This is a genomic window from Marinobacter santoriniensis NKSG1, assembly GCF_000347775.1.
In the GTDB taxonomy this organism is placed as follows: domain Bacteria; phylum Pseudomonadota; class Gammaproteobacteria; order Pseudomonadales; family Oleiphilaceae; genus Marinobacter; species Marinobacter santoriniensis.
Map to the genome: position 1 here is coordinate 45750 of NZ_APAT01000021.1, position 25309 is coordinate 71058.

Genomic DNA, 25309 nt, shown 5'->3' on the forward strand with positions numbered 1-25309 from the left:
ACCCTGTTCCACTTGCGGCACCCATGCCATAATCGCTCGACATAATCACAAGACTGGTCAGAGCCATGGGGTTCCGTCGTAAATCCAGCAAACCGGCCGCTTCGGTGTCCGGTACAGTGTCTTCCGAAAACAGGCAGCCATCCCTGCATCGTGTCCGTCTGCCCGTGGATCTTCTGAAACCGGGTATGCGGGTCGTCAAACTCGATCGTCCGTGGACCGAAGTGCCCGTATTATTCCAGGGGTTCACCCTGGCGGATGATGCCCAGGCCCGTATCCTGCGCCAGCACTGCGAATGGGTGCTGGTGGAAGATGAAGAAGCGGCCCTGCACGCCGTCCTGGATGAAGTGGCCGATCGGAAGGCACGCACCACGCGCCCCCTGAGTGAAACCCAACCTCTGGCGGAGGAACTGCCGCGCGCCCGGCAAGCCTGGAGCCGGACCCAGAACTTCGTCGAAAAAGTGACCCGCGACATCGAAGCCGGCAACGATCTGAACCTGGACGATGCCCGCCCCGTCCTGCAACAGTGTGTCGCCAGCATCAAGGCCAATGCCGGGGCCATGTTCTGGGTCAGTCGGATCAAGCACCGGGAGGCATATACTGCCGAGCACTGTCTGCGGGTAGCCATTTTTTCCATCGCCTTTGCGCGCTTCCTCGGCATGCCCGACGGTGACCTTGAGACGATCGGTGTCTGCGGCCTGTTGCACGACCTGGGCAAACTCCGGGTCCCGGATCACATTCTCAACAAGCCCGGCGCCCTGAGTCCGGATGAGTTCCGGATCATGCGCGAGCACACCAGTCATGGCTACGAGTTGCTGAAGGCTGATCAGGGCCTCGATCCGATTGTGGCCGATGTGACACTGCATCACCATGAACGCATGGATGGCCGGGGTTACCCGCAACAACTGGCGGAGTGGCAGATCAGCCGGTTTGCGCGACTGATCTCCATTGTCGATGCCTTCGATGCGATCACCAGTGACCGCTGCTACCGGGACGGGTTGCCCACGTCAGAAGCCATTCGTATCCTGTATCGGAACCGGGGGCAGCAGTTCGACGCCGGCATGGTCGAGGCCTTTATCCGCATGATCGGGATTTACCCGGCTGGCAGTCTCGTGGAGCTCAATACCGGCGAAGTAGCGCTGGTGGTTGCCACCCATCCCGGACGCAAACTCTCCCCCCGGGTCGAAATTCTCCTGGATGCCCGGAAACAACCGGTCACGCCGCGGATCCTCGATCTCTCGGAGACATCTTCCGAGGATGGACACCAGCGGGAAATCGCCGGAGGCCTTCCCGACGGTGCCTATGGCATGTCTTTGGAGGACAGGATTCGTCAATTGACCAAAGACAATGCCTATAATGTGTAAACTTCAATCCTGTTCTGCCGTTAACCTGGCAGTTGTTCGACACACTGCGGGGTAGTCAGTGGATAAACCGGTCACGTCCAGCAGGACCCTTGCCAGGGCCCTACTCAGCCCAGCTTTTCCAGTACTCATCGCCGTGGTGTTCCTTGCGCTGGCTGCCGCCCTGCGGCTCGGGCTTGAAGACGAGGCTAAAAGTCAGGTTCAGGCCAACCTGGCCAACGAGAGCCAGGCCATGGCCACACTGCTGGAGCGGGAATTCCAGATTCACGCCGAGGCCATCGACCGGATGGCATCGCGGATGACCATCGACCCCACCATGACCGAGTACCGCTGGCGCGCGGATGCCCGCAACTACCTCCAGGATTTCGGTGTTTACCAGGCCGTGGAGTGGATCGACAAACACTTTGTCATCCAGTGGCTTGAGCCCCTGGCCGGCAACGAAAACGTCGTTGGCTACAACGTTGCCTTTTCGGAGAAACGTCGCAAGGCCCTCGAAGAAGCCCGGGAAACCGGCGCCTATGACATCTCTGATGTCATCAACCTGCGCCAGGGCGGCAAAGGCATGGTGATTTACGCGCCGGTCGGGCTTGGAGCCAGCAACCGGGGCTTTATCGCCGGTGTCTTCCGGATGCAGACCCTCGCCCAGCAGCTACTGGACAAGCGGGTGCTGACTAACTTTCTGATCGAAATCCGCAACGCAGGCCATCTCAGCTACACACTGAACCAGTCCGCCGACATCGATCCCGGATTTTCTTCCTCGTCGTCGGTCAATCTTCCGTCACTGGACTGGACATTGACCCTCAAACCGACCCGGGCATGGGTCGAGCAGCAACAGAGCCCCTGGCCCTGGCTGACCTTCACCACCATGCTCTTTATGGGCCTGTTGACCAGCATCACCACCGTCCTGGTCCAGCTCATCCTCAAGCGGAACCAGGCCTTGCTGAAGACCCGCCGGGAGCTGGAACAGGAAATCGACCAACGCAAAACCATGCAGCAGGATCTGGCCCGCCTGGAATCCACCGACACCCTGACCGGCCTCGCCAACCGTCGCTTCTTCATGGAGGATCTGGCCCATACGCTGAACATTGCCGATCGTCAGATGCGTCAGGTGGCATTGATCATGATCGATCTGGACCGGTTCCAGATGCTGAACGACTCCCTCGGACACCAGTTCGGCGACGAACTGCTGATCAAGGTCTCCGAACGCCTCAACCAGCTCAGTGACGAACGAGTGCTGGTGGCCTACTCCGGCGGGGATGAATTCATGGTCTGCCAGCAGCAGCTCGAAGATATCGACGATGTCATCAAACTACTGGGACAGATCAAACAGTGCTTTCACGATCCGTTCGTAGTTCAGGAGGAGGCCCACACCATCACAGCGACCATGGGTGTCGCGGTCTACCCGCAGAGTGGCCTGGATGCGGATACCCTGCTGCGAAACGCCGACATCGCGCTCTATCGGGCCAAGGATCAGGGCCGCAATACCTACCAGTTCTACACCGAGGGCATGCAGGACCGGGAAGTCATGCGACTGGAGCTGGACAAGGACCTCAGCAAGGCCCTGGCCAACGAAGAATTTGTACTCTATTACCAGCCCCAGCTGAACCTGGAGAATGGCGACATCAACAGCGTCGAAGCACTGATCCGCTGGCAGCATCCCCAACGGGGCCTGCTGTCGCCAATCGAATTCATTCCGCTGGCGGAAGAAAGCGGCCGGATTTCGGATATCGGACGCTGGGTTGTCATGGCGGCCTGCCGGCAACTGGCCCGGTGGAAAAATACCCCGTGCGAGAACCTGCGCATTGCGGTGAACCTGTCAGGACGGGAACTGGATGACGAGTACCTGGTGGATCACATCCGCGATGCCCTGGCGAAAGAAAACCTGTCGCCGGACCAGCTGGAAGTTGAACTGACCGAGGAAATCTTCATCGAGAACCTCGAGCGCAATCGAAACCAGCTCAACCGGCTTCGGGAGCTGGGCGTTCAGCTGGCCATCGACGACTTTGGCGTCGGCTATTCCTCGCTTGCCTACCTGCGGGATTTCCCGGTGGACCTGTTGAAAATCGATCGCTCGTTCATCACCGAGGTCACCGAGCGTCACGACGACGCGGTGATTACCCGGGCGGTGATCAACCTGGCCCATAATCTCGGCATCCAGGTCATTGCCGAGGGTGTCGAAACCGACGGCCAGCTGAATTTCCTTCGCAACCATCGGTGCAATCTTGCCCAGGGCTACCTCATCAGCCGACCCCTACCCCCTGGCGATCTGGAACAAGCCCTGGCGGAAGGCATTCTTGTGACGGGGCTGCCCGAAGGCACCGGATTGTAATCGCGACGCTCAGTCCCCACCATAGGCTCACACCCTGACGGCGATTCAGCTATGGCATCAAACTATCTTACTCCCGAACAGGACCGGCAGATTCGACGCTGGGAACGCTGGAACCGCAACTACTTCCTCGTGGCGTTCGTGGCGCTGGTGATTGTTCTTGTGTTCAGCAGTCAACTCGGTCTGTCCACCGGCGAGAGCTGGGGATCCCTGGGTGTGCTTCTGGCGGCCATTGTCGCGCCTATCATCGTATTGCAACTGCGTCTGCGCTGCCCTGCCTGCGGCCATCGAATCGGCTGGCAAGCCAAGCTGATGGCCCCCGACCAGTGCCAGGCCTGTGGCACCTTCCTGCGGGCCAGATCCCGATAACCCATTCCTTCCCCCGAAAAAACCTTTGACCTGTGAGTAGCTCACAGGTTTTATGCTTTGGTCATGGGCCGGAATCCGTCGGAGTCCGGTCAGGCAACGTTGGCCGCGAGCCAACCGATGACAAAGTGACCGAGCATGAAAGTCAAAGAGATAGCAGATGCGGCCGGGGTCAAACCCGATACCGTCCGTTTTTACACCCGGGAAGGCCTGCTCAATCCGGCCCGGAACCCGGAGAACAATTACCAGCAATACGGTGCGGACGACCTGCGTCGGCTGAGGTTCGCCCGAAAGGCGCGTCAGCTCGGCTTCTCATTGCCGGAAATCCGCGACATCCTGGGCGAAGCGGACGAAAACCATTCTCCCTGCCCCATGGTCCGGGAAGTGTTCGAGCGACGCCTGGCTGACGTGGAACGGGAAATACGCGAGCTGGAACAGCTGCGGCAACGAATGCAAAACGCCCTGTCGGCCTGGAAGCAGATGCCGGACGGTACACCCGACGGCCACACCATCTGTCGCCTGATCGAACACTGGGACGACGGCGCCGACGAACCATCAAGCGAATTCAAGGGGGACTGCTGTCATGACGGAGACCATTGAACTCAGACCGGCCCTGTCCATCTCGGGCGCCTCCTGCCAGGGCTGTGCCCGGAAGATCCGGAATGCACTGGAGCCGTTGACCGGCGATACCGAGAGAGTCGATGTCAACCTGGACGAACAGACTGTCGCTCTGCCGGAGGGGGTCGACCTTGAGGAAGCCGCCCGGATCGTGACCGAGACCGGATATCCCGCGGAACCGTTGCTCAAGGACGCCCTGTCTATCAGCGGTGCCTCCTGTCAGGGGTGCGCCAGGAAGATTCGCAATGCGCTGGAACCATTGACCGGAAGCACGGACCTGGTGAGCGTCAACCTCGAATCCCAAACCGTTGCATTGCCTTCAGGTGTCGACCTTGAAGATGCGGCCCGACGGGTCACGGACGCCGGTTATCCGGCGGAGCCGCTGGCCGGGAAATCGAGCCAGGCGGCATCCTGCTGCAGCACTGCCAAGAACGAGGAGCAGCCGGAAGGGGATCATGAATCCGAAAACCCCGAGCCCACACCCACAAGCACTCGCGACGATGCCGTTGCCGGAAAAGACAGCGGTGACCAGATCAGTCTGTCCGTAACCGGTGCCACCTGCGCCTCCTGCGTCAACACCATCGAGAAAGCGATGATGTCGGTGCCCGGCGTCACCCATGCCCATATGAACCTGGCAGACAATACCGCCACTGCGACCGGTCAGGCCGATCCGAACGCCCTGACCGCTGCCATCGAAAGTGCGGGCTACGGCGCCAGTGTGATCGAAAACCCGGACGAAGCGGACGAACGCAAACAGATCGAGGACCGCAAACAGTACCGTTCATTGCTGATCAAGATGGCGGTCAGTCTGTCTCTCGGTGTGGCGCTGATGATCTGGGGGCTGGCCGGAGATGCCATGACGGTGACCGCTGACAACCAGGGAACCTGGCTTGGCCTGGGCACCCTCACATTGGTGGTTATGGCACTCACTGGCGGCCATTTCTATACCGGTGCCTGGAAGGCCTTCCGACACCACAACGCCAACATGGATACGCTGATTGCCCTGGGTACCGGCACGGCCTGGCTCTATTCCATCGTGGTGGCCGCCGCGCCTGAATTGCTTCCCGAAATGGCCCGTCACCTCTACTTCGAAGCGTCCGTGATGATCATCGGCCTGATCAATCTGGGCCAGGCGCTGGAGTTGCGGGCCAAAGGCAAGACCTCCGAAGCCGTCCGCCGGCTGCTGGACCTTCGTGCGAAAACGGCCCGGGTGATCCGGGATGGCGAGGAAACCGATATTCCGGTGGAGCAGGTTCAGAAGGGTGATCGGATCCGTGTCCGCCCGGGCGAAAAGGTACCGGTGGACGGAACCATCGTTGAAGGACAGAGCCGCATCGACGAGAGCATGCTCACTGGTGAGCCCATGCCGGTCAGCAAACAGGTGGGTGATGATGTGTCCGCCGGGACCATGAACACCCATGGCTCCATTGTCTACGAGGCAACCAGGGTCGGCAGCGAAACCGCCCTCGCCCAGATCATCCAGCTGGTGAAGAAGGCGCAGGGATCCAAGCCGGCGATTGGCCGGCTGGCTGACCGGATTTCCTCGGTCTTCGTGCCCACCGTCATGATCATCGCCGTGGCATCGGCGCTACTCTGGTACAACCTGGGGCCGGAACCGACCGTCGTACACATGATCGTGGCCGCTACCACCGTGCTGATCATCGCCTGTCCGTGCGCCCTGGGTCTGGCGACCCCGATGTCCGTCATGGTGGGGGTCGGCAAGGCCGCAGAGTATGGTGCCCTGATTCGCCAGGGCGATGCGCTTCAGACTGCGGGCAAGCTCGATCTGGTCATTCTCGACAAGACAGGAACGATTACCGAGGGGCATCCTGCCGTTACCCGTCTGCACTCCATCAATTGCGACGAGAACCGGCTTCTCGGATTGGCAGCCGCGCTGGAGCAACATTCTGAACACCCGCTGGCAGAAGCCATCACGGCAAAAGCCAGCGAAAACGGGATTACCCCGGAAAAAGTAACCGACTTCGAGGCCATCAACGGTAAGGGTGTACAGGGCATCTTCGACGGTCATCGCCTCCGGCTGGGCAATCGCCGCTGGCTCGAGGATGAAGGCGTTTCGGTAGCAGCCTGCGACGAGGCCATCGACAGAATCACACAGGAAGCCGGAACTCCCCTGCTGTTGGCGCTGGGCGACAAAGCGCTGGGGGTTATCGGCGTGGCTGACGCCATCAAGGCCGATTCCCGCGCTGCCATTGAACGCCTGCACGCATCAGGAATCCGGGTCATGATGGTGACCGGCGATGTGGATGCAACGGCGAAAGCGATCGCCGCGGAGGCCGGCATCGACGACTATCGGGCCGGTGTGCTGCCGGAAGACAAGGCCGAGGTGGTCAGTGAAATGCGCGGCAAGGGCTACACCGTCGCCATGGTCGGTGATGGTATCAACGACGCGCCAGCTCTGGCTGCCGCCGACGTTGGCTTTGCCATTGGCACCGGCACCGACGTGGCCATCGAGAGCGCCGCCATCACCCTGATGCGCGGGTCACTCCATGGGGTGCCCGATGCCATCGAGATTTCACGGGCGACCGTCCGGAACATCCACCAGAACCTGTTCGGCGCCTTTGCCTACAATACCCTGGGGATACCGGTAGCCGCCGGCCTGCTCTATCCAATCTGGGGCATCCTGCTGAATCCGATTCTGGCCGGGGCCGCCATGTCATTGTCATCGGTGACGGTTGTCACCAATGCCAACCGTCTCCGGCTGTTCCGAACCAGCCGGACACCGACAAGCCACCCGACAGAGGAGCGGAACTGATGGAAACCCTACTGGTCAATGCCGGAGGCGCACTGCTGATTGGCACCATCGTCTGGTGGTTCTGGCTCTCCGGCTCACAATCAGACAAAACCGAAGAACATCAACATCATTGAGACATCACTATGAAAAAACACGCATTGGCGCTCGGCTTTCTGGCCGCCTCGGGATTGAGCTCACCCCTGTTGGCGGATGATGCCAACCCCGATATCCACGTCTACAAGTCGCCAACCTGTGGCTGTTGCGAGGGCTGGGTCGACCATCTGAAGGATAGCGGCTTCAACGTCGAGGTAACGGATACCAACAACCTCAACCGCATCAAGGCCGACGCCGGGCTCACACCTGCCCTGGCCAGCTGCCACACGGCGTTCATTGGCGATTACGTGATCGAGGGACATGTGCCTGCCCGGGATATTCGTCGTCTGATCGCCGAATCACCCCAGGCCCGTGGCCTGAGTGCTCCGGGCATGCCCGTCGGTTCTCCGGGTATGGAGATGGGCAACCGGAAAGACCATTACAAGATCATGCTGTTCAATAGCGCGGGCCAGTCCCGGGTGTTCTCCGAATACAATTGATCATTACCCCGGCCAAAGGAACCTCGCCGGGGGCAGATTTTCTGTCTATTTTTTCTACACTGTCGCCAGACAGTGTTTTATCATGGCTAAAATACGACAGAATCAGGGCAAGGAAGAAGCTTGAGTCTCAAAACCCGCATCCTGGGCCTTGCCGCAACGCTACTTGTTCTCGCAGCAACGGCGTCGTGGCTGGCCTATCAGCAGCTATCCGAAGACATCATCCAGCGCTGGGGCCAGCAGGTGGCCGAGATTCAGGTGCGGTACGACAGTGCCCGCCTGTTGCAATCGCTGGAACGGGAAATTGGCCTTGCCCGGCAGATGGCCGACTCGTCCGCCCTGGTCAAATGGGCGGAACAGCCGGACAACAAGGCGCTGGAACAGGATGCACTCCGTCAGGCGGAGAGCTTCCGCACCAATTTCCGGGACAACAGTTATTTCCTGGCACTGCGCAAGAACAACCATTACTACTACAACAACGCCAGGAATGAATTCGCCGGCAAACAGTTCCGCTACGTACTGGATCCCAACAAGCCGGATGATGCCTGGTTCTTCCAGCTGATCTCCCAAGGCCGGGATTTCCACTTGAACGTGAATCCGGATACCGAACTCGGCGTTACCAAGCTTTGGATCGACGTCCTGATGCGCAACGAACAGGGCGACATTGTGGGCATGGTGGGCACCGGGCTCAATCTCGACGACTTTCTCAAGGACATTGTCGACATCAATCAGGACGGCATCACCACGTTGTTTGTTGACCACAACGGTGCCATCCAGCTCTATCGCGACCGCAATTACATTGATTTCGCCACGATCGTGAAACCCGAGGGGCAGAAAAACACCGTCGATTTGTTGTTTGACGAACCGGAAGACAAACAACAGATACTGGGCATGCTGGCGATGCTCAAGAAACGGTCGGATCAGGCCGGGCAGGTCGAGAGTGGCTTCGTGACGGTGGATGGCCGGGAACACCTGGCCGGCGTCGCTTATCTTCCGGCGATTGGCTGGTTCGAGATCACCCTTCTGGACCTCAATACCCTGGTGCCTCGCAGCTATCTGCTGCCTCTTGTCGCGGTATTTCTGGTTGCCCTGCTGGTGACGCTGTTGCTGTTCCACTACATCATCCAGTCGAGAATCCTCAAACCGATCATGGGCCTGGAAAGTGCGGTGAAACGGGTACGGGAAGGCAACTTTTCCCTGCCTCGCCTCGACAAGCCTGATAACGAAATCGGTCGACTGGCCGACCACTTCGAGAAAATGACACTCTCGATGAAGGATTCGACCCGGGAACTGGAAAACAAGGTGGCGCAGAGAACCGATGAACTCAGCCGACTGGCCCGGATCGATCCATTGACCGGCCTGAAGAACCGCCGGGGCCTGGATGAACTGCTTGACGAAGAAATCCAGCGCTCACGGCGCCAGGACAACCGTTTCGGGCTGATCTGGCTCGACATCGATCATTTCAAAGCAATCAATGATCAGCTCGGGCATCAGGCGGGAGACGAAATCCTGTGTCGCGTGGCGCTCTGGCTCAAAGCCGGAGTCCGTCCCTACGATGCACCAGGCCGCTGGGGGGGTGACGAATTCGTAGTAATCCTGTCCCCGTGCGATGCTCATACCCTCTCGCAGATCGCCAACCGCATCCGGCATTCTGTTGAAGAGGAAAGCCGGAAAACCGGCACACCGGTCACGGTGAGTGTCGGGGGGTATCTGTGCCAGCCGGGCGACACCAGTGACGGCATTCTGAGGGAAGCCGACCGAGCCCTGTACGAAGCCAAGGAGCAGGGCCGCAACCGCGTCTGCATCGTGTCCAGGAACGACGAGACACCCGTGCCGGAAACTGAACTCTGAGGTTCGGCCCCCGGCACAGATCGATCGTTACTGATAGAGGTAGGGCGACAGCGCCAGTTCCAGGCGGGCCTGGGCGGCATAGGCGTTAGGGACAGCCACGACCGGCTTTTCCGGCGCATCGAACGCAGGCCAGACCTGTTTGAGTTCGTCGAATGCCGTCATTGCATGACGCCAGGCCTCCTTGTTGCTCGCCTGGAGCCGGGCCTTATGACGGGCGAGGTATTCCTCCGCCGCCAGAACGAAGCCACGTCCGTCCTGATATTCGTGAATAGCGACGAAAGCGCCATCCTCCACCGACCCGTCGTATTCCAGAACCGCCTGTTTGGTCAGAGACAGCACCACCCGTGCAACCGTCGCCGGTGCCTGGGCGTCGTCGCCTGAAGCGGCTGCCATGGCTTTTTCCGTCGCCCGCCAGGCTTTCTCGAAGTCGGCTTCGACGTCAGACCACTGATTGGTCCGGCCCGCGGTCGCTGACAGGGTCTCGAGCGCCTTGCCCAGTTCAGACTGGCCACGCGCCCTCAGTCCGTCTTCCAGCGCCGGGTAGATCTCCACCCAGGGATGGGTCAGGTGGGGCCGGCCATCGGCCACATCGCCGGACCGGATCAGGTCACGGGCGGCCATCATATGGCCCTGCATCATCTCGATCATGGCGATGTAGACACCATCGGAACGGACGGCGGACACCTGTGGGGAACCGGATTCTCCGCCTTCACCACCTTCGCCACCGCCGTTGTCAGCGGGAAAATAGAGGAAGGCTTCGCCCATCTCGCCGCCTTCACCACCATCGTAGTGGGATGACTTCATCATCTCGTCATGGCCGGATTCCCCGCCTTCACCGGCCATGGCACCGGAACTCGACAGAATGGTGGCGACGCCAATTCCCATCCATAATTTGATTTTCTGGTCTTTCATATCCTGTTCTCCTGATCTGTCGCGTGAGGCCGCTACGGGACAACCTTGATGCATGTTGTGGGTTGAGGCATGATGCTCAAACAATTATGCGATTGCAAATAATTCCTATTCAGGGTGTAGATTTCATGATTCTTTGTATTGGCAACCTGCTTGACGACCCAGGCCTGTCCCGTATCCGTGAAGTCCTGGACCGCAGTGACTTCGAAGACGGTCGCACGACGGCCGGCTGGCATGCAAAGCTGGTCAAAAACAACGAGCAGATTGCCGCGGGTCAGGAAGCGCTTCGGGAACTTCGTTCCGACGTCGGCCAGGCCCTCAGCCGTCACCCGGTCTTCCAGATGGCGGTCCGTCCGCTGAAAATGACGCCCATCCTGTTCAGCCGCTATCGCGACGGCATGACCTATGGCAATCACGTGGACGATCCGGTGATGGGCCAGGGCGAGCACCGGATTCGCACCGACGTTTCATTCACCCTGTTTCTGGACGACCCGGACAGCTACGACGGCGGCGAACTGGTGACAGACACCACGGCCGGTGAGCAAGCCTACAAACTTCCGGCCGGCTCGGCCGTGATCTACCCGTCCTCGACCCTGCATCGCGTAGAGCCGGTCACCCGGGGCCAGCGTCGGGTCGCCGTGGGTTGGGTGCAAAGCACCATCCGTGATCCCGCCCACCGTGAGGTCCTGTTCGACCTGGACACGGCGCGGCGCCAGATCTTCGAGCGGGATGGAAAAACCGCGGAGTTCGACCTGCTGACCAAATCACTGGCCAACCTGCAGCGATTCTGGGTGGAGATCTGATCTTTCAGGGTTACAACCTGTTATCTGACGGCTGCCGCCATAACCGTTATACTCCGCCCCAACATCCATATTTTGCAGCCAGGTTCCTCTTCCATGCTCAATGCCGACGCTCTTAGCCAGTTGCGCCAGCTCAAATCGGACATCAAGGACAACAAGGTGGTCTTCCCCGGGACGGTGAAGGCCACAAACGGTCGCTTCGGCTTTGTCGCCCTCGACGAGGGCCGGGACGTCTTTCTTCCCCCGGAAGAAATGCAGAAGGTGCTGCCCGGGGACCGGGTGAACGTCACCGAACACGAGGTCGAAAAGGGCAAGACCCAGGGCGAAGTGGAGGAAGTGCTCGAAACTCACCTGACCACGTTTGTCGGCCGCTATCTGGTCCGGGGCAAAGGTCATTTTGTGGCCCCGGACACGCCCGGAATCAATCGGTGGATTTTCATCCCGCCCAAGGAACGCAAAGGCGCGCAGCCGGACGACTACATCTACTGCCAGATCCACCGGCATCCGTTCAAGGATGGCAAGGGACAGGCACGGGTTCTCCGGGTCATCGGAAAATCCGGCGAACCGGGCATCGAACGTTCCTTCACCCTGGCCAGCTTCGACCTGGCCGACACCTGGCCGGAGTCGGTCCTGCAACAGGCAGACACGCTCAGTGATGAGAGTCTTGCCAGCGAGTTTGATGGCCGGGAGGATCGCACCGATCAACCCTACGTGACCATCGACAGCCCGGGCACCCAGGACATGGACGACGCCCTGATGGCAACCCCCAATGCCACGGGCTGGACCCTGTCCATTGCCATTGCCGACCCCACTGCGGTCATTCCGCCCGGCACTCCGGCCGAAGAGGAAGCCTTTAACCGGGCGACTGCCATTTACTTCCCCGGCGAACCACTGCCGATGCTGCCGGACGCGATCAGTACACGCCTGTGCTCGCTGATGCCGGATGTCAAACGGCTGGCTCTGGTGTGTGACCTTCAGGTCAACAACGATGGCAGCCTTGGTGACTACCATTTTCATCAGGCTGTGATCCAGTCACGTGGAAAGCTCAGCTATGACCTGGTCGCCCACCTGATCGAGGGCCGCGAAGACGACGAAATCAAGGCGCTGCCGGACGTCGTCGCCAACAGCCTGGACCAGCTTCACCAGGCCGCAACGGCCCTGCGCAAGTGGCGCGACGAGCATGCCCTGCTGAGCGCGGACCGGCCGGAATTCCGCCTGCGTCTGGATGAAAACAAGCGGATTCGCGTGATCGAGCCCTCGGTACAGAACGAGGCCCATCGGCTGGTGGAGGAATGCATGGTGGCCGCCAACCGCTGTGCGGCCGATTTTCTCCGACAGCAGGGCCAGGGCCTCTTCATCCAGCATTCGGGCCTGCGCGAAGACCGCGCCGAAAACATCCGCAAACTGCTGGAGGACCATGCGCCCCATCTGGCGGAAGTGGACGCGGGTTCGGCCCAGGGCTTCAAGACCCTGATGAAACAGACCGGCGAACTGGAAGCAGAGGTGCCGGTCAAGTCGATTCTTGCCCGCCAGCTGGCCCGTGCCGAGCTGGGTTTCGAGGCTGCACCGCACCAGGGCATGGGGCTGGCGGCCTACACCACCTTTACCTCACCACTGCGGAAATTCTCGGACTTCTACGTGCACCGCCTGATCAAGGCCGCGCTCTGGGACACCCCCATCAAACCGCTGAACGCCCAGCAGCTTGACGCTCTTCAGGCCAGCCAGCTCCGGGCCCGGCAGGCCGCCAATGCTCTGGAAGCCTGGCTCAAGAGCGATTACGCCAAATCCCTCAGCGACGACCCCATGGCCGGAAGCATCAGCCGGACCATGCCGTCGGGCTTCTTTGTACGCCTGGATTGCAACGGCCTGGAAGGCTTCGTCAGCTGCAAGGATCTTGAAGGCAAGTACAGCTTCGATCCGATCACCCTTCGCCTGATCCACAACAAGAACGGTCGGATTTTCCAGCTGGATCAGCGGGTCGATGTACGCTTTTCAGGCGTGGACGACGAGCGGCGCCAGATCAACTTCAAGCTGGTGAACGCCGAGGCGATTCCGGCCGACGCAGACAAAGCGAACGATTGAAAAACCGGACCGGCGGGCGCATCGTAGAGACTGGAACACAGCAACACGGAGATGCGCCATGCCCATCAGTCCGCAGGAGTTCCTGAAAAAATACGGCTTCGACGAAGACGACGAGGAGCGGGATCACAGTCTGCGCCATAACGCCATGGAGCACGCCACGCACCTGCGTCGCCCCCACGCCGGCACCCCGCATGACTGGGAAGAGTGGGAGCGTTACAAGCGGGAACATCCGGATGAAGTGGACGACAGCGACGACCGCTGAGTCCGCCCTGGCGGTTTAACGATCCGCCAGCATCCGGGTGAGTCGTTCATCCTTGGCGTGCCAGAGGCCTGCGAGCCAGTCTTTGACGTTCCGACGATGCTCGGCGTCCGAGGCATAATCCCGGCCCTTGAGATGATCCGGAATGCGCTGAGTCTCGATGTCCATACGGATGTCGGGCACCCGGCCGCACAGGAAGTCCCAGAAGGTTGGGGCGCCACCGGGGTAAGCAATGGTCACATCCACCAATGTCTCGATGGAATCCCCCATCGCATCCAGTACGAACGCCACACCGCCGGCCTTGGGCACAAGCAGGTGTTGGTAGGGTGACTTCTGTTTGTCGTGTTTGGCCTGGGTGAAACGGGTACCCTCGACAAAGTTCATCACGCTGACCGGCGTATAACGGAACCGCTCACACGCCCGTCGGGTTGCCCGCAAATCCTCTCCCCGCTTCTCCGGGTGCTTGATCAGGTATTCCCGGCTGTAGCGCTTCATAAAGGGGAAATCCAGCCCCCACCATGCCAGGCCAATCACCGGCACCCAGATCAACTGCTGTTTGAGGAAGAATTTCAGGAACGGTGCGCGACGATTGAACACCCGCTGCATGGCCAGGATATCCACCCAGCTCTGATGATTGCTCAGTACCAGATACCAGCTCTGACGTTCCAGCTTTTCGGCCCCGTCCACGGACCAGCGGGTACCATGGGTCAGCTTCATCCAGCCAACGTTACCGGCAACCCAGGCCTCGGCAAGGGCAATGATCATCCTGGTGCAGAGCACCCGGAACCCCTTGATCGGCACGATCAGCTTGAGAATGGCAGGAATATAGAGGAGAACGCACCAGAAAAGCGTGTTGATTCCAAGCAGCACCGCATTGAGAACGCCTATCACGGGTGGGGGCAGAAAACTGAGCATAGCCATCCTGTTCTGGTTGTTGTCTTCGGCGCTGAATGATAGCAAGCCTGATGCCCAATGGGCAGTGGCCGCAAGTGACCGACCTGCCCGTCAGCTTCGACGAATCTGCCATAGCGACATTTAATCCAAAGGGTTAGCCTCTGGACAATTCTTTTACGTATTCCTGATACTCGGTTGTCCCTGGACTCATTCATGCTCAATCCACTCAAAACTGCCCTGCATAAAGCGTCTGGCCTCTCCCGGCACACCGCTGGATACGCGGGCAATGCTTTCGACCGGGTCTTTCGGGCCGCCAGCCTGGTCAAGGCCGGCCTGACCGCCTTCGAAACCGTCGAGACGGACGGCCTTGTCAGCCTTCGGTACTATCCTCCCCTCAAGGAGGACTTTATCGAACTGGATGACATGACCATCCCGGTGGAACGTACCACGCACCGTACTCCCATCGTCATCATCCCGCCACTGGCGGTGAACATGCTCATTTACGACCTGTTCCCTCAGCGTAGCCTGGTTCGGTTCCTCCGGGCCAAGGGCTTCGAGGTCTACCTAATCGACTGGGGCGTACCCACCCGGGAACACAGCCATTACAACCTGCACACCTATGTCGCGGAGCTGCTGCCGGCCTATCTGAACCGGGTCCGTGAACACAGTGGCGAGCAGGACCTGTCGCTGCATGGCTGGAGCATGGGCGGCATGTTCACCCTGTTCTACTCGGCTCTCAGCCGGGACCAGCACGTGCGCAATGCCATCATCCTTGGCTCCCCCATCGACAGTCATGCCTCGGGCTTCATGGGGCTGGCCTCTCAGGGCATTGCCGAAGTGGCAGAGATCATCCGCAAACGCACCGGGTTCCGGCTGCACAACCTCAAGCCCCACTGGTTCCACACCCCGGGCTGGGCCAATACCATCGGCTTCAAGCTGACCAACCCTGTCGGCAGCCTGATGGGGTACTGGGAACTGATTGTCCGCCTGGGTGACCGGGAGTTCGTCACCAACCACGCCACCACCTCGGCGTTCCTGGACCGGATGGTCGCCTATCCCGGCGGCATCATTCAGGACACCGTCGTCCGCGTCTGGATCGACAACCAGCTGTCCAAAGGCGAGATCCAGGTAGGTGAAGACATTGCCCGGCTGGAAAATGTAAATGCCAACTTACTGGCCATCGCCGGCAGCGAGGACACCATGGTCACACCGGGCGCCGCCAAACGGGTGATGGACCACGTCCGCTCCCATGACAAAACTTTCCGGGTCGTCCCCGGCGGCCATATGGGCATCCTGGCCGGCAGCAAAGCGCCGAAAAAGAGCTGGCTGGAAATGGCGCAGTGGCTGGCCGAGCGGTCCGACTAGTATTGGAGCATGGCGGCAGGGATCGGGTAGCGCTGTCCAAAACTGTGCGGAGCCATGGATGGCGGAGCTCAAGCGCCACATGGACGTGCTTGAGCGGGTTTTGGACAGCGCTACCCGATCCCTGCCTACTCCGACTCTAGAGGGCTTCCAGAGCAGAGGACAACTCTGAAAGGCTATTAATAATCGCCGACGGCTGGATGCCCCAGTCTTCAAAAACCTTTCCGGAGTCCCGCTGCACCCAGATGGCGTGAAGTCCTGCCGCCCTTGCCCCGATGACATCCCATGCGTTGCTGGAGACCAGACACAGCGGCTGCTCCCAGGCGCCGGTTGCCCGTCGCGCGTAGGCGTAGACCGCCGGATCCGGTTTGAAGCTTTTGATATCGTCCACCGAAACCAGGCCATCCAGCTGCGCCAGCAGATTGTTATGGCCCAGAACCTTTTCCAACGCCGGATAGCTGCCGTTGGAAAAAGCGAACAAGGGATATTTGCCCTTCAGGGTCTGAAGCGCGGGCAACGAGTCATCGAACGCGGGCAGGGCCAGGTAGGCTGCCATCAGCTCCTCCTCCCGCTCGGCGGTCAGAGGCAGCTGCCGGGTTGCCATGGCAAACCGCAACGCCTGGCGGGTGCACACCCCGAAATCCTCATAGGCCTTCATCAAGCCCTTCCGGAACGAGAATTCCAGTTGTTTCTCCCGCCACAGAGCTGCCACGCCAGCCGCGTCTTCACCGGCCTCGGGCCGGAGCAGCTCCGCCATACCCATCGGGTCAACCAGGGTTCCGTATACATCGAATGCCACATGCAGCGTCATGCCATTGCCTCCCGTTGGGCCGTATCATCTGAACCATCTGTTGCCAGCGTATACTGAGGCACGCCTCATTCGAAAGGATATTCCACGGAACCCCGATGGCCTCGTTTTTCACCATACCCAACGCAAAGCGGTGGTTTCGCACCATTCTGCTGTTGACCTTACTCAGCTCGACGACTGCCTGCGCCTCCGATCCATCCCTTTATACGGCCGGCAGTCAGCAGATCGCGGCCGAGCCGGTAACGGACTTCGACAGTTATCGCGATCGCGTCCGCGCCGTGCTGGAGGCGAACCGGGTTGCCCTCGATGGATTCCCCCGGGAACAGCAGATTGACTGGAATCTGCCTTTCAGGCGAGTCGCCGCCAAGGGCTGTCCGTCCGGAGAATCCACGGGAATACTCCTGATTCATGGACTGAGCGACTCGCCGTTCGTTTTCCAGGATCTGGCGGACTACCTTTCCGACCGCTGCGTGGAAGTCCGCACCCTGCTGCTTCAGGGCCATGGCACACGTCCGGGGGACATGATTCGGGCCAGCGCCTCGGTGTGGAGGCAGCAGGTGCGCAATCATTTCCGGGCACTGGCCGAGTCGGTGGATCGTCCCTTTATCGGAGGTTTCTCGCTGGGTGGCGCCCTGGCGACGGAGTACGCGCTTTCCGGCCAGGACCCGACACCGGCTGGTCTGGTGGCACTTGCGCCCGCCTGGGAGCTCAATGGTCTTGGAAGTTACCTCTGGCTGGCCCGGGTAGCCGACCTGTTCGGGGACTTTGTGGAAGAAGAACCGGAACTGAATCCGGTGAAATACGAGTCCCTTGCCTTTAATGCCGGTGCCCAGACCGCCGACGTTCTGAGCGAGACCCAGGACCTTCTGGAGTCCCGCCAGCACTGGGACCTGCCGCTGTTTCTGGTGGCCACCGAAGCCGATTCAGTCATCAACCTCGACTATCTGGTGCAACAGTTCCGGAATCGCTTTACCCATCCTGACAGCCGCATGCTGGTCTTTCGCGATCTCCGCCAACCATGGCCGGAAACCCGTCAGAGCCCGCGCATCGAAAGCCGAAACAGCTTCCTGCCGCAGTTCAACATCCTGGAGTTCTCCCATCAGTCCCTGGCGATATCGGCCAGCAACGAACTTTACGGTCCGGGCGCACCACTGCAGCGTTGCCTGGAACCGAACCAGATGTCCGTGGAGACCTGCCGGCAACTGTCACCGGAGGAACTCTGGTTCAGCGCCTGGCATGGCGAGCCCGGCGCCGTTCCCACCAGCCGCCTGACCTGGAACCCCTGGTTTCCGGACATGGCCGACCAGATCGCGAAGTTCCTGACAACCCTCCGGCCAGCAGACCAGCCATAGCGGCGCGCCCAGCATCGGGTTACACTGCCATTCATGAACCCGATTGATACATTGAACCTCGATTTCCGGGCCCTGAGCACCTTCCTGGCCGTGCTGGATGAAGGCAGCGTCTCGCGGGCGGCGGTGAAGCTCGGCGTCACCCAGTCCGCCGTGAGTCACACCCTGGAACGCCTGCGACAAACCCTGGGCGACCCCCTGTTCGTGAAATCCGGCCGGGGCATCGTCCCTACCCGCTACGCCCTGCAGGCAGGCCCCCACATCCGGCAGATACTGGATGACATTCGGTCGTTGTCCGCCGGACCACCGTTCACACCGGCCACCGCCGAGTTCACGTTTACCATCGCGGCCAACGACTATCAGCGGGACCTGCTGCTACCCGGGCTTTTGACCATTCTGCGGCGGGAAGCACCGGGCATCCGCCTGCAGGTGGTTCCCTCCGGCATTCCCAGTGCCGAGATGCTCCGTAAGGACGCCTGCGACCTGATCATCTCGCCCCATGCACCCGAGGCCACCGACATCATGCAACGTGGCTTGATGGCGGACCGCATGGTGGTTTTCTACGATCCCGACCACCGGGAACCACCCAGGGACCTCCCGGAATACCTGAAGGCGGACCACATCGCCCTGCTGTTTGCCGCCGGCGAAAAGCCAGCGCTGGAAACCTCTCTGACGGCACGGGGCCTGACGCGCCGGGACGTGGTCACGGTCTCCAACTTCTCGGGCCTGCCCGAATTCCTTCGGGGCACGAATATGCTGGCCACCGCACCGGAACTCATGGGCAAACATCTGCTCCGGGACTTCGCCTCCGTCCCCCTACCCTTTGATTTCAAGCCCTTTACCCTGCTCATGCTCTGGCATCGTCGCAACCAGGACGACCCCGCCCACAAGTGGCTGCGCAACCAGATAAATGCAGTGGCCGCCGCCATGAATGCGCTCGACGACTAATCAATTAATTTTGTTCATGTGTTGTATGAACGCCCACGCCGTTATTTTTTGCCGGTTCAGCCCCTAGACTCTGTTCACTGAAAGTTTAGCGGGACAGGGATAGTCGCCCCGGAACTGTGCGGAGCCATGGATGGCGAAGCCCAAGCGTCACAGGGATGTGCTTGAGCGTGTTCCGGGGCGACTATCCCTGTCCCGTTCCCCCTGATGCAGAAGCGATGACCGGAAAACCAATGCTCACACTGACCAGTATCTGGACAACCATACTGCTCGCCGCTGCCGTGGCCCTCGGGCCGCTCGCGACGGACATGTATCTGCCGGCGTTGCCACAGATCGGAGCCGATTTCGGCGCCGGGACCGATCAGGTCCAGCTGACGCTGAGCCTGTACATGGTGGGCTTCGCCATTGCCCAGCTGATCTGTGGCCCGCTGGCCGACCGATTTGGCCGGAAACCGATCATGATCGGGGGCTTTGTACTGTTTGCAGCTGCGAGCGTCGGCTGTGCCCTGGCCACCAACATCGAGACCCTCCAGTTCTGCCGTTTCCTCCAGGCACTGGGCGGCTCCGCCGGCCCTGTACTGGGGCGGGCCGCCATCCGGGACATCTATACTCCTCGGGAAGCCTCGAAAATCCTGGCGGTTCTGGCCAGCATCATGGCCGTTGCACCGGCCGTCGCACCCACCCTTGGGGGATTGCTGGTATCCGGCCTGGGATGGGCTTCCATTTTTATCGCCCTGGGCGGGTATGCGCTGGTGATGGCCGTGATCGTAGCCTATGGCATTCCTGAGCCGATGCGGGCGGAATACCGCCAGCCGCTGAAACCGCGCAAGCTGCTGCAGAACTACCGCATCATCGCGACGGACATCAGCTTCCTCGGCTATACCCTCACCAACGCCACCATTTTCGGGGCGCTGTTCGCTTTCCTGTCCGGGTCGTCGTTTGTACTGATCGAATTCCTGGGTGTGGCCCCCGAGCACTTCGGGCTCTACTTCGCCTGCATGGTCGCCGGTTTCATCATCGGCAACCTGGCAGCGGTGCGACTGGGGAACCGGATGATGCCAGACCAGATTCTGGTTCGCGGACTGCTCATTGCGGTAACCGGCGGCAGCATCATGGCCTTCCTGGCGTATAACGAAGTCTACAACGTCTGGGCGGTGATTCTTCCCCAGGCACTGTTCATGATCGGTACCGGCATGGTGCTTCCCCAGACCATGTCGGGGGCCCTCAGCAACTTCCCCAGGATGGCGGGTTCTGCATCCTCGCTGTTCGGCTTCGTACAGATGTCGGTAGCGGCCCTGACCGGCGCCCTGGTCGGACACCTTCATGACGGCACATCCCTCACGATGGCCTCCATCATCGCCATCTGCGCCGTTTTGGCACTGGCTTGCTACCTCCTGCTGGTCCAGCGTTTTCCCGCCACCGGATTCGAGCCCCAGAGCGCGTCGGGGCGGTAACCCCGTCCAACAACATTCCGCGCTACCCGTTAATCGTGTGGTGGGGATGCCCCATCCGAAACTGTGCGAAGCCATGGATGGCGGAGCTCAAGCGCCACATGGATGTGCCGCAAGGAGCGTGTTTCGGATGGGGCATCCCCACCACACGATCGCACTCGCCGCCAATGATAATGACAATAAGAGTCATCCAAACTACTCTGATAACAGTATGTTGAATGACCACGAACCAAAAATTCCGAGGAGCACCGAATGAGCAAAGTCACCCTGGACGGCAACCCCATCGAACTGAGCGGCAAATTTCCCCAGCCGGGCGACAACGCTCCCCCCTTTACTCTGACCAACAGCGGTCTGGAAGAGGTGAAGCTGGATAACTGGGCCGGCAAACGCAAGATTCTGAACATCATTCCCAGCATCGACACCGGCGTGTGTGCGGCATCCACCCGCAAGTTCAACGAAAAGGCCGGTAGCCTGGACAACACCGTCGTGCTGGTGGTTTCCGCCGACCTGCCCTTCGCGGCTTCCCGCTTCTGTGGCGCCGAAGGTATCAAGAACGTTGAAACCCTCTCGACCTTCCGGAACTACAGCTTCCAGCAGGACTATGGCGTCGCGATCCAGGATGGCCCCCTGGCCGGTCTGTGCGCCCGGGCCGTCGTTGTACTGGACGAGAACAACAAGGTACTGCACAGCCAGCTGGTCGATGAAATCAAGAACGAGCCGGATTACGACTCCGCGTTGAACGCTCTCTGACCCTTCCGTCGCAACCCCTCCGGCCACTGCAGATTCCTGTGCAGTGGCCGGATTGCGTTATACTCTTGCGCCTTCCACTCATCTCCTGATTCTTACAGGCGCCTGTGAAACCATTACCGAACCATCAAAGCCTCGGCCGCCAGCTGTATGCCATGACCTGGCCGATGCTGTTCGGCGTGTTGTCTCTGATGACATTCCAGCTGGCCGACAGTGCGTTCATCGGTCAGCTCGGCCGGGACCCACTCGCCGCCCTGGGCTTTACCCTGCCGATGCAGCAACTGATCATCGGCCTGCAGGTGGGCCTGGGCATTGCCACCACCGCCATCATTTCGCGGACGTTGGGCGAAGGGGACGAGCAGCGCTCCCATCGGCTCGGCGGCCTTGTGATCACCGTTGGCGGCACGCTGGTGCTGGTGTTGTGCCTGAGCCTCTGGCTACTGCAGGGTCGAATCATGGCCGCGCTTGGCGCCGAGGACAGCCTGCTGCCACTGATCCGGAGCTACTGGGTACCCTGGCTCATTGCTGCCTGGACCGGTGCTTTCCTGTATTTCGGCTACAGCGTGTGCCGCTCGCATGGGGACACGAAACTGCCCGGATACATGATGATGGCGACCAGCCTGCTCAATATCGGGCTGGATTACCTGTACATTTTCATCTTCGACTGGGGATTGCCCGGGGCGGGGTGGGCAACCGTAACCTCGTTTGCGCTGGGCTGCCTGGTGATTTATCCCGCGTTGTTCAAACGCGGTTGGGCCCGCTTTGATTTCAGCCAGCTGGCCCTGTTCGACTCCCTCAGACAGCTCAACCGCATCATGGCTCCGGCAATGGTGAGTCAGCTGATGCCACCGCTCTCGGCAATGCTGGCGACCGCCCTGGTCGCCGGTTTCGGCTCAGCGGCCGTGGCGGCCTGGGGCCTTGGCACGCGGCTGGAATTTTTCTCTATCGTGGTGGTGCTGGCGCTGACCATGTCCATGCCACCGATGATCGGACGAATGCTGGGCGCAAATGACATCCCCCAGATCCGCAAACTGGTCCGGATTGCGGTGCGTTTTGTGGTGGTCTGGCAGCTGGCGATCGGGGTCACCTGGGTTGTGGCCTCCGGACTGGTGTCCGACCTGTTCAGCAGCGATCAGTCTGTTCAGTCGGTACTCGAAGGGTATCTGTTGAGAGTCCCCCTCAGCTACAGCGGACTCGGGGTCTGCATGCTCATGGTGTCGGTGTGCAACGCCCTCGGACTGGCCATGAGGGCGTTGCTCGTATCCACACTGCGCCTGTTCCTGTGCTTTCTGCCGGCCTTGTGGATCGGCAGTCAGCTCAACGGCATCTTCGGACTGATGAGTGGTGCGCTGATCGGCAATCTGTTCGCCGGCGCCATGGCCTATTCGTTCTACCGCGCCGGCATGCGCCAACTGACGGCGAGTGACCCCGCCTCAGCCAAAGCGTGAGCGGAACCGTTCCGGGATGGGCACGACTTCCCGGCGCTGGTAATCGAAGAAGACAAACCCATACTTCGCCAGCGCCACCGGCTGCCCGCCCTCGGCCTTGGTGACGCGAAACACGAAATCACCGCCATATTTGTTGAAGTCCATCAGCCCGACTTCAAACCGGAGCATCTCCGGGAAGAAGGACTCGGACTGATACATGGTCGCCAGATCAGTAACGATGATGCCAACGTCCTTGTTACCGGTCTCCTCCACCCCATACTTCACCATGAACTGCGCCCGGGCCTCCGAGAGCATGGAAATGAGGGCATCGTTGCCCAGGTGATTCGCGCCATTGATGTCGGTAATACGGACCGGCATCAGGGTTTCATAAACAAAGACGTCATCGGGAAAGGACAGTTTGATTCGGGCCACGGTCGGATACCTGCGTGTGTTCGGATGTCTGATGGCGACGCATCATACGCTTCTACCCCGCACTGTTCACCCGGTAAGAAATTCGGTTATCTTGCTCAGGATCCCGGCGCTTTCAGCTTCGGTGCAGTGGCCAACGGCAAGCCCTGTCCAAAACCCGCTCAAGCACGTCCATGTGGCGCTTGAGCTCCGCCATCCATGGCTCCGCACAGTTTTGGACAGGGCTTCCCGTTGACCACCTCCGATTGTCGAGGCGCACCTACAACAAACTCATGAACGGACGTTTTATGGACATTCGCCCTGCAGCCACACTGGTTCTGACCCGAGACAGCTCTGAAGGCCTGGAAGTGCTTCTGCTCCAGCGCACCTGGGACGCGGTTTTCCTCCCCGGCTACTTCGTGTTTCCCGGCGGCGCTGTGGACGAGGGCGATCCCCGGGGCCGTATTCACGCCGTCGGCGCCGGCGACGCCGAGATCAGCCAGATTATGAGCCTGGACGAAGGCGGGGCCGATTTCATGCTTGGGGCTGTGCGGGAGTGTTTCGAGGAGGCCGGGATCCTCCTGGCAAAAGATGACCAGGGCAAACTGATCGACGGCGATCATCCCGTCCATTCTGCGCGACAGGCGCTGTTTGCCGGAAAAGTGTCGCTGGCTGAACTGTGCGAGCAACACGCGCTGACCATCCCCCTCGACCGGCTCGCGTACCTCAGCCACTGGATCACACCGCCGGGCCCGCCCCGTAGGTTCGATACCCGGTTCTTTGTGGCGACCGCACCGGAAGGTCAATCGGCCGGACACGACGGTGTTGAGACCATCGATCACGTGTGGATCCGACCGGAGCAGGCACTGGAAGAACATCGCAATGGTCAACGCCTGCTGGGGCTGCCGACGATCCGAACGCTTCGGATGCTGAGCGACTTCGACAACACCGATGCGCTCATGCGCTACGCCCACGCCAACCCGCCAGAGCCTCAGCCGGACCAACCCTGGCCGGCACTGAAAAAAGGCAAACCGGTCATGCTGGAGCCGGGTGCGCCGGCCTACGAGGAGGCCGCGAAGCTGGACCCGGAAGGCGAAGGTTCCACCCGGGCGGAAATCGTACCGGGCGAGCCGGTGGAAATCGCCGCGGGCGTGGTCCGGCTGACGGCACCCAATCCCGGCATGATGACCGGTCCGGGGACCAACACCTACCTGCTGGGACGGGAGCGGTTCACCGTGCTGGATCCCGGCCCGGACGATCCGGTACACATCGAACGGATCCTGGAACTGACGGGCGGCCATATCGAACAGGTGGTGGTCACTCATACCCACATCGACCACTCGCCAGCGGTTCGCACGCTGAAGGAAAAAACAGGCTGTCGGGTGTTCGGCTGGCCGGCTCCCGAGGGCGCTTCCCAGGACCAGACGTTCAAACCGGACACCCAGCCCGGGCACGGCGATCTTCTGGCGACGGAAGCCGGCCTCCTGAAGGTTCTTCACACGGCGGGCCACGCCTCCAACCACCTGTGTTATCTGCTGGTGGAACAATCACTGCTGTTTGCCGGCGACCACATCATGCAGGGCTCGACGGTGGTGATCAATCCACCGGACGGCGACATGAAAGCCTACATCGAATCCCTGTACGAGTTGCTCGCGGAGTCCATCCACTACATTGCGCCAGCCCATGGATTCCTGATGGGTAACCCGGAAGCCGTCATCGACTTCCTGATCACCCACCGACTGTCCCGGGAACACAAGGTGGCCCGCAGTCTTGAGGCGAACGGACCGGCACCCTTGAAGATTCTGGTCCAATCCGCCTACGACGACGTACCCCCCCAACTGCATGCCGTCGCGCAGCGCTCGCTCCTTGCCCATCTGCTCAAACTCGAAAAGGACGGTCGAGCGACTCGGGATGCCGAAGATCACTGGCGTGCCACGGAGGGGGCTGGTCCCATCTGATTTGCAACCTAAGCGACTCCCTCCTACGCTGGTATCTGGTTTCATAATA

General features: G+C 60.5%; 21 protein-coding genes. 17 read left to right on the forward strand and 4 right to left on the reverse strand.

The genetic code is table 11. The features are described 5' to 3' along the window. The first annotated feature begins 65 nt into the window (after positions 1–65). From MSNKSG1_RS13595 to MSNKSG1_RS13625, 7 genes are all read left to right on the forward strand, one after another. On the forward strand, positions 66–1361 hold the full coding sequence (locus MSNKSG1_RS13595; protein ID WP_008939859.1) for an HD-GYP domain-containing protein: 1296 nt from the start codon (positions 66–68) through the stop codon (positions 1359–1361). 58 nt (positions 1362–1419) lie between these two features. After that, positions 1420–3687: a putative bifunctional diguanylate cyclase/phosphodiesterase gene (locus tag MSNKSG1_RS13600; RefSeq protein ID WP_040886939.1), complete on the forward strand. Its 2268-nt coding sequence runs from the start codon at positions 1420–1422 to the stop codon at positions 3685–3687. Between the two features lie 51 nt (positions 3688–3738). Further along, positions 3739–4053, forward strand: coding sequence for a hypothetical protein (locus MSNKSG1_RS13605; RefSeq protein ID WP_008939861.1), 315 nt, complete (start codon positions 3739–3741; stop codon positions 4051–4053). Positions 4054–4188: 135 nt separating this feature from the next. After that, complete coding sequence (locus MSNKSG1_RS13610) at positions 4189–4650, forward strand: MerR family transcriptional regulator (RefSeq protein ID WP_008939862.1); 462 nt, start codon at positions 4189–4191, stop codon at positions 4648–4650. Then, positions 4634–7441 (forward strand): heavy metal translocating P-type ATPase, encoded by a 2808-nt coding sequence (locus MSNKSG1_RS13615; protein WP_008939863.1) that lies wholly within the window; start codon positions 4634–4636, stop codon positions 7439–7441. The genes MSNKSG1_RS13610 and MSNKSG1_RS13615 overlap by 17 nt, the downstream gene beginning before the upstream one ends. A 122-nt stretch (positions 7442–7563) precedes the next feature. After that, positions 7564–8013 carry a DUF411 domain-containing protein gene (locus tag MSNKSG1_RS13620; protein ID WP_008939865.1) on the forward strand — a complete coding sequence of 150 codons (450 nt, stop codon included), beginning with the start codon at positions 7564–7566 and terminating at the stop codon, positions 8011–8013. 120 nt (positions 8014–8133) lie between these two features. Further along, a complete protein-coding gene (locus tag MSNKSG1_RS13625) occupies positions 8134–9861 on the forward strand; it encodes a sensor domain-containing diguanylate cyclase (protein ID WP_008939866.1) in 1728 nt (575 codons plus the stop codon). A gap of 27 nt (positions 9862–9888) precedes the next feature. On the opposite strand, the gene MSNKSG1_RS13630 is transcribed toward MSNKSG1_RS13625, so the two are convergent. Next, the gene (locus MSNKSG1_RS13630; RefSeq protein ID WP_008939867.1) at positions 9889–10773 is read right to left on the reverse strand and encodes a hypothetical protein; all 885 of its coding nucleotides are present in this window, start codon (positions 10771–10773) and stop codon (positions 9889–9891) included. A 125-nt stretch (positions 10774–10898) separates the two neighbouring features. Here MSNKSG1_RS13630 and MSNKSG1_RS13635 point away from each other — a divergent pair, with 125 nt between their 5' ends. The 3 genes from MSNKSG1_RS13635 (at position 10899) to MSNKSG1_RS13645 (ending at position 13914) form a co-directional block, all read left to right on the forward strand. Beyond that, positions 10899–11573, forward strand: coding sequence for a Fe2+-dependent dioxygenase (locus MSNKSG1_RS13635; protein WP_008939868.1), 675 nt, complete (start codon positions 10899–10901; stop codon positions 11571–11573). Positions 11574–11666: 93 nt separating this feature from the next. Continuing rightward, on the forward strand, positions 11667–13652 hold the full coding sequence (locus MSNKSG1_RS13640; protein WP_008939869.1) for a ribonuclease R family protein: 1986 nt from the start codon (positions 11667–11669) through the stop codon (positions 13650–13652). A 58-nt stretch (positions 13653–13710) separates the two neighbouring features. Then, entirely contained in the window at positions 13711–13914 is a 204-nt protein-coding gene (locus MSNKSG1_RS13645; RefSeq protein WP_008939870.1) for a hypothetical protein, read from the forward strand. A 15-nt stretch (positions 13915–13929) separates the two neighbouring features. Here MSNKSG1_RS13645 and MSNKSG1_RS13650 read toward each other — a convergent pair whose 3' ends face one another. Beyond that, positions 13930–14826 (reverse strand): acyltransferase, encoded by an 897-nt coding sequence (locus MSNKSG1_RS13650; RefSeq protein WP_008939871.1) that lies wholly within the window; start codon positions 14824–14826, stop codon positions 13930–13932. A gap of 192 nt (positions 14827–15018) precedes the next feature. Here MSNKSG1_RS13650 and MSNKSG1_RS13655 point away from each other — a divergent pair, with 192 nt between their 5' ends. Next, positions 15019–16170: an alpha/beta fold hydrolase gene (locus MSNKSG1_RS13655; protein WP_008939872.1), complete on the forward strand. Its 1152-nt coding sequence runs from the start codon at positions 15019–15021 to the stop codon at positions 16168–16170. A 136-nt stretch (positions 16171–16306) separates the two neighbouring features. Here the strand turns inward: MSNKSG1_RS13655 and MSNKSG1_RS13660 are convergent, their stop codons facing one another. Next, positions 16307–16978 carry a haloacid dehalogenase type II gene (locus MSNKSG1_RS13660; protein ID WP_008939873.1) on the reverse strand — a complete coding sequence of 224 codons (672 nt, stop codon included), beginning with the start codon at positions 16976–16978 and terminating at the stop codon, positions 16307–16309. 95 nt (positions 16979–17073) lie between these two features. Between MSNKSG1_RS13660 and MSNKSG1_RS13665 the strand changes: the two genes are divergently transcribed. The 5 genes from MSNKSG1_RS13665 (at position 17074) to MSNKSG1_RS13685 (ending at position 22915) form a co-directional block, all read left to right on the forward strand. Beyond that, positions 17074–18327 carry an alpha/beta hydrolase gene (locus MSNKSG1_RS13665; protein WP_008939874.1) on the forward strand — a complete coding sequence of 418 codons (1254 nt, stop codon included), beginning with the start codon at positions 17074–17076 and terminating at the stop codon, positions 18325–18327. A gap of 33 nt (positions 18328–18360) precedes the next feature. After that, positions 18361–19272 carry a LysR family transcriptional regulator gene (locus MSNKSG1_RS13670; protein ID WP_008939875.1) on the forward strand — a complete coding sequence of 304 codons (912 nt, stop codon included), beginning with the start codon at positions 18361–18363 and terminating at the stop codon, positions 19270–19272. A 230-nt stretch (positions 19273–19502) separates the two neighbouring features. Further along, positions 19503–20723: a Bcr/CflA family multidrug efflux MFS transporter gene (locus MSNKSG1_RS13675; RefSeq protein WP_008939876.1), complete on the forward strand. Its 1221-nt coding sequence runs from the start codon at positions 19503–19505 to the stop codon at positions 20721–20723. 249 nt (positions 20724–20972) lie between these two features. Then, positions 20973–21470 carry a thiol peroxidase gene (gene tpx, locus MSNKSG1_RS13680; protein WP_008939877.1) on the forward strand — a complete coding sequence of 166 codons (498 nt, stop codon included), beginning with the start codon at positions 20973–20975 and terminating at the stop codon, positions 21468–21470. Between the two features lie 152 nt (positions 21471–21622). After that, the gene (locus MSNKSG1_RS13685) at positions 21623–22915 is read left to right on the forward strand and encodes an MATE family efflux transporter (protein ID WP_008939878.1); all 1293 of its coding nucleotides are present in this window, start codon (positions 21623–21625) and stop codon (positions 22913–22915) included. Here the strand turns inward: MSNKSG1_RS13685 and MSNKSG1_RS13690 are convergent. Then, positions 22901–23326 carry a thioesterase family protein gene (locus MSNKSG1_RS13690; protein WP_008939879.1) on the reverse strand — a complete coding sequence of 142 codons (426 nt, stop codon included), beginning with the start codon at positions 23324–23326 and terminating at the stop codon, positions 22901–22903. The two genes, MSNKSG1_RS13685 and MSNKSG1_RS13690, sit on opposite strands and share 15 nt — an antisense overlap. A gap of 284 nt (positions 23327–23610) precedes the next feature. On the opposite strand from MSNKSG1_RS13690, the gene MSNKSG1_RS13695 reads away from it, so the two are divergent. Then, entirely contained in the window at positions 23611–25260 is a 1650-nt protein-coding gene (locus MSNKSG1_RS13695; RefSeq protein WP_008939880.1) for an MBL fold metallo-hydrolase, read from the forward strand. Positions 25261–25309 lie beyond the last annotated feature (49 nt).

Bases quoted from the DNA above. Each gene is read 5' to 3' on its own strand.
- MSNKSG1_RS13595 (WP_008939859.1), top strand. From the start codon at position 66: ATGGGGTTCCGTCGTAAATCCAGCAAACCGGCCGCTTCGGTGTCCGGT.
- MSNKSG1_RS13605 (WP_008939861.1), top strand. From the start codon at position 3,739: ATGGCATCAAACTATCTTACTCCCGAACAGGACCGGCAGATTCGACGC.
- MSNKSG1_RS13610 (WP_008939862.1), top strand. From the start codon at position 4,189: ATGAAAGTCAAAGAGATAGCAGATGCGGCCGGGGTCAAACCCGATACC.
- MSNKSG1_RS13615 (WP_008939863.1), top strand. From the start codon at position 4,634: ATGACGGAGACCATTGAACTCAGACCGGCCCTGTCCATCTCGGGCGCC.
- MSNKSG1_RS13620 (WP_008939865.1), top strand. From the start codon at position 7,564: ATGAAAAAACACGCATTGGCGCTCGGCTTTCTGGCCGCCTCGGGATTG.
- MSNKSG1_RS13630 (WP_008939867.1), bottom strand. From the start codon at position 10,773: ATGAAAGACCAGAAAATCAAATTATGGATGGGAATTGGCGTCGCCACC.
- MSNKSG1_RS13635 (WP_008939868.1), top strand. From the start codon at position 10,899: ATGATTCTTTGTATTGGCAACCTGCTTGACGACCCAGGCCTGTCCCGT.
- MSNKSG1_RS13640 (WP_008939869.1), top strand. From the start codon at position 11,667: ATGCTCAATGCCGACGCTCTTAGCCAGTTGCGCCAGCTCAAATCGGAC.
- MSNKSG1_RS13645 (WP_008939870.1), top strand. From the start codon at position 13,711: ATGCCCATCAGTCCGCAGGAGTTCCTGAAAAAATACGGCTTCGACGAA.
- MSNKSG1_RS13650 (WP_008939871.1), bottom strand. From the start codon at position 14,826: ATGCTCAGTTTTCTGCCCCCACCCGTGATAGGCGTTCTCAATGCGGTG.
- MSNKSG1_RS13655 (WP_008939872.1), top strand. From the start codon at position 15,019: ATGCTCAATCCACTCAAAACTGCCCTGCATAAAGCGTCTGGCCTCTCC.
- MSNKSG1_RS13660 (WP_008939873.1), bottom strand. From the start codon at position 16,978: ATGACGCTGCATGTGGCATTCGATGTATACGGAACCCTGGTTGACCCG.
- MSNKSG1_RS13665 (WP_008939874.1), top strand. From the start codon at position 17,074: ATGGCCTCGTTTTTCACCATACCCAACGCAAAGCGGTGGTTTCGCACC.
- MSNKSG1_RS13670 (WP_008939875.1), top strand. From the start codon at position 18,361: ATGAACCCGATTGATACATTGAACCTCGATTTCCGGGCCCTGAGCACC.
- MSNKSG1_RS13675 (WP_008939876.1), top strand. From the start codon at position 19,503: ATGCTCACACTGACCAGTATCTGGACAACCATACTGCTCGCCGCTGCC.
- tpx (WP_008939877.1), top strand. From the start codon at position 20,973: ATGAGCAAAGTCACCCTGGACGGCAACCCCATCGAACTGAGCGGCAAA.
- MSNKSG1_RS13685 (WP_008939878.1), top strand. From the start codon at position 21,623: ATGACCTGGCCGATGCTGTTCGGCGTGTTGTCTCTGATGACATTCCAG.
- MSNKSG1_RS13695 (WP_008939880.1), top strand. From the start codon at position 23,611: ATGGACATTCGCCCTGCAGCCACACTGGTTCTGACCCGAGACAGCTCT.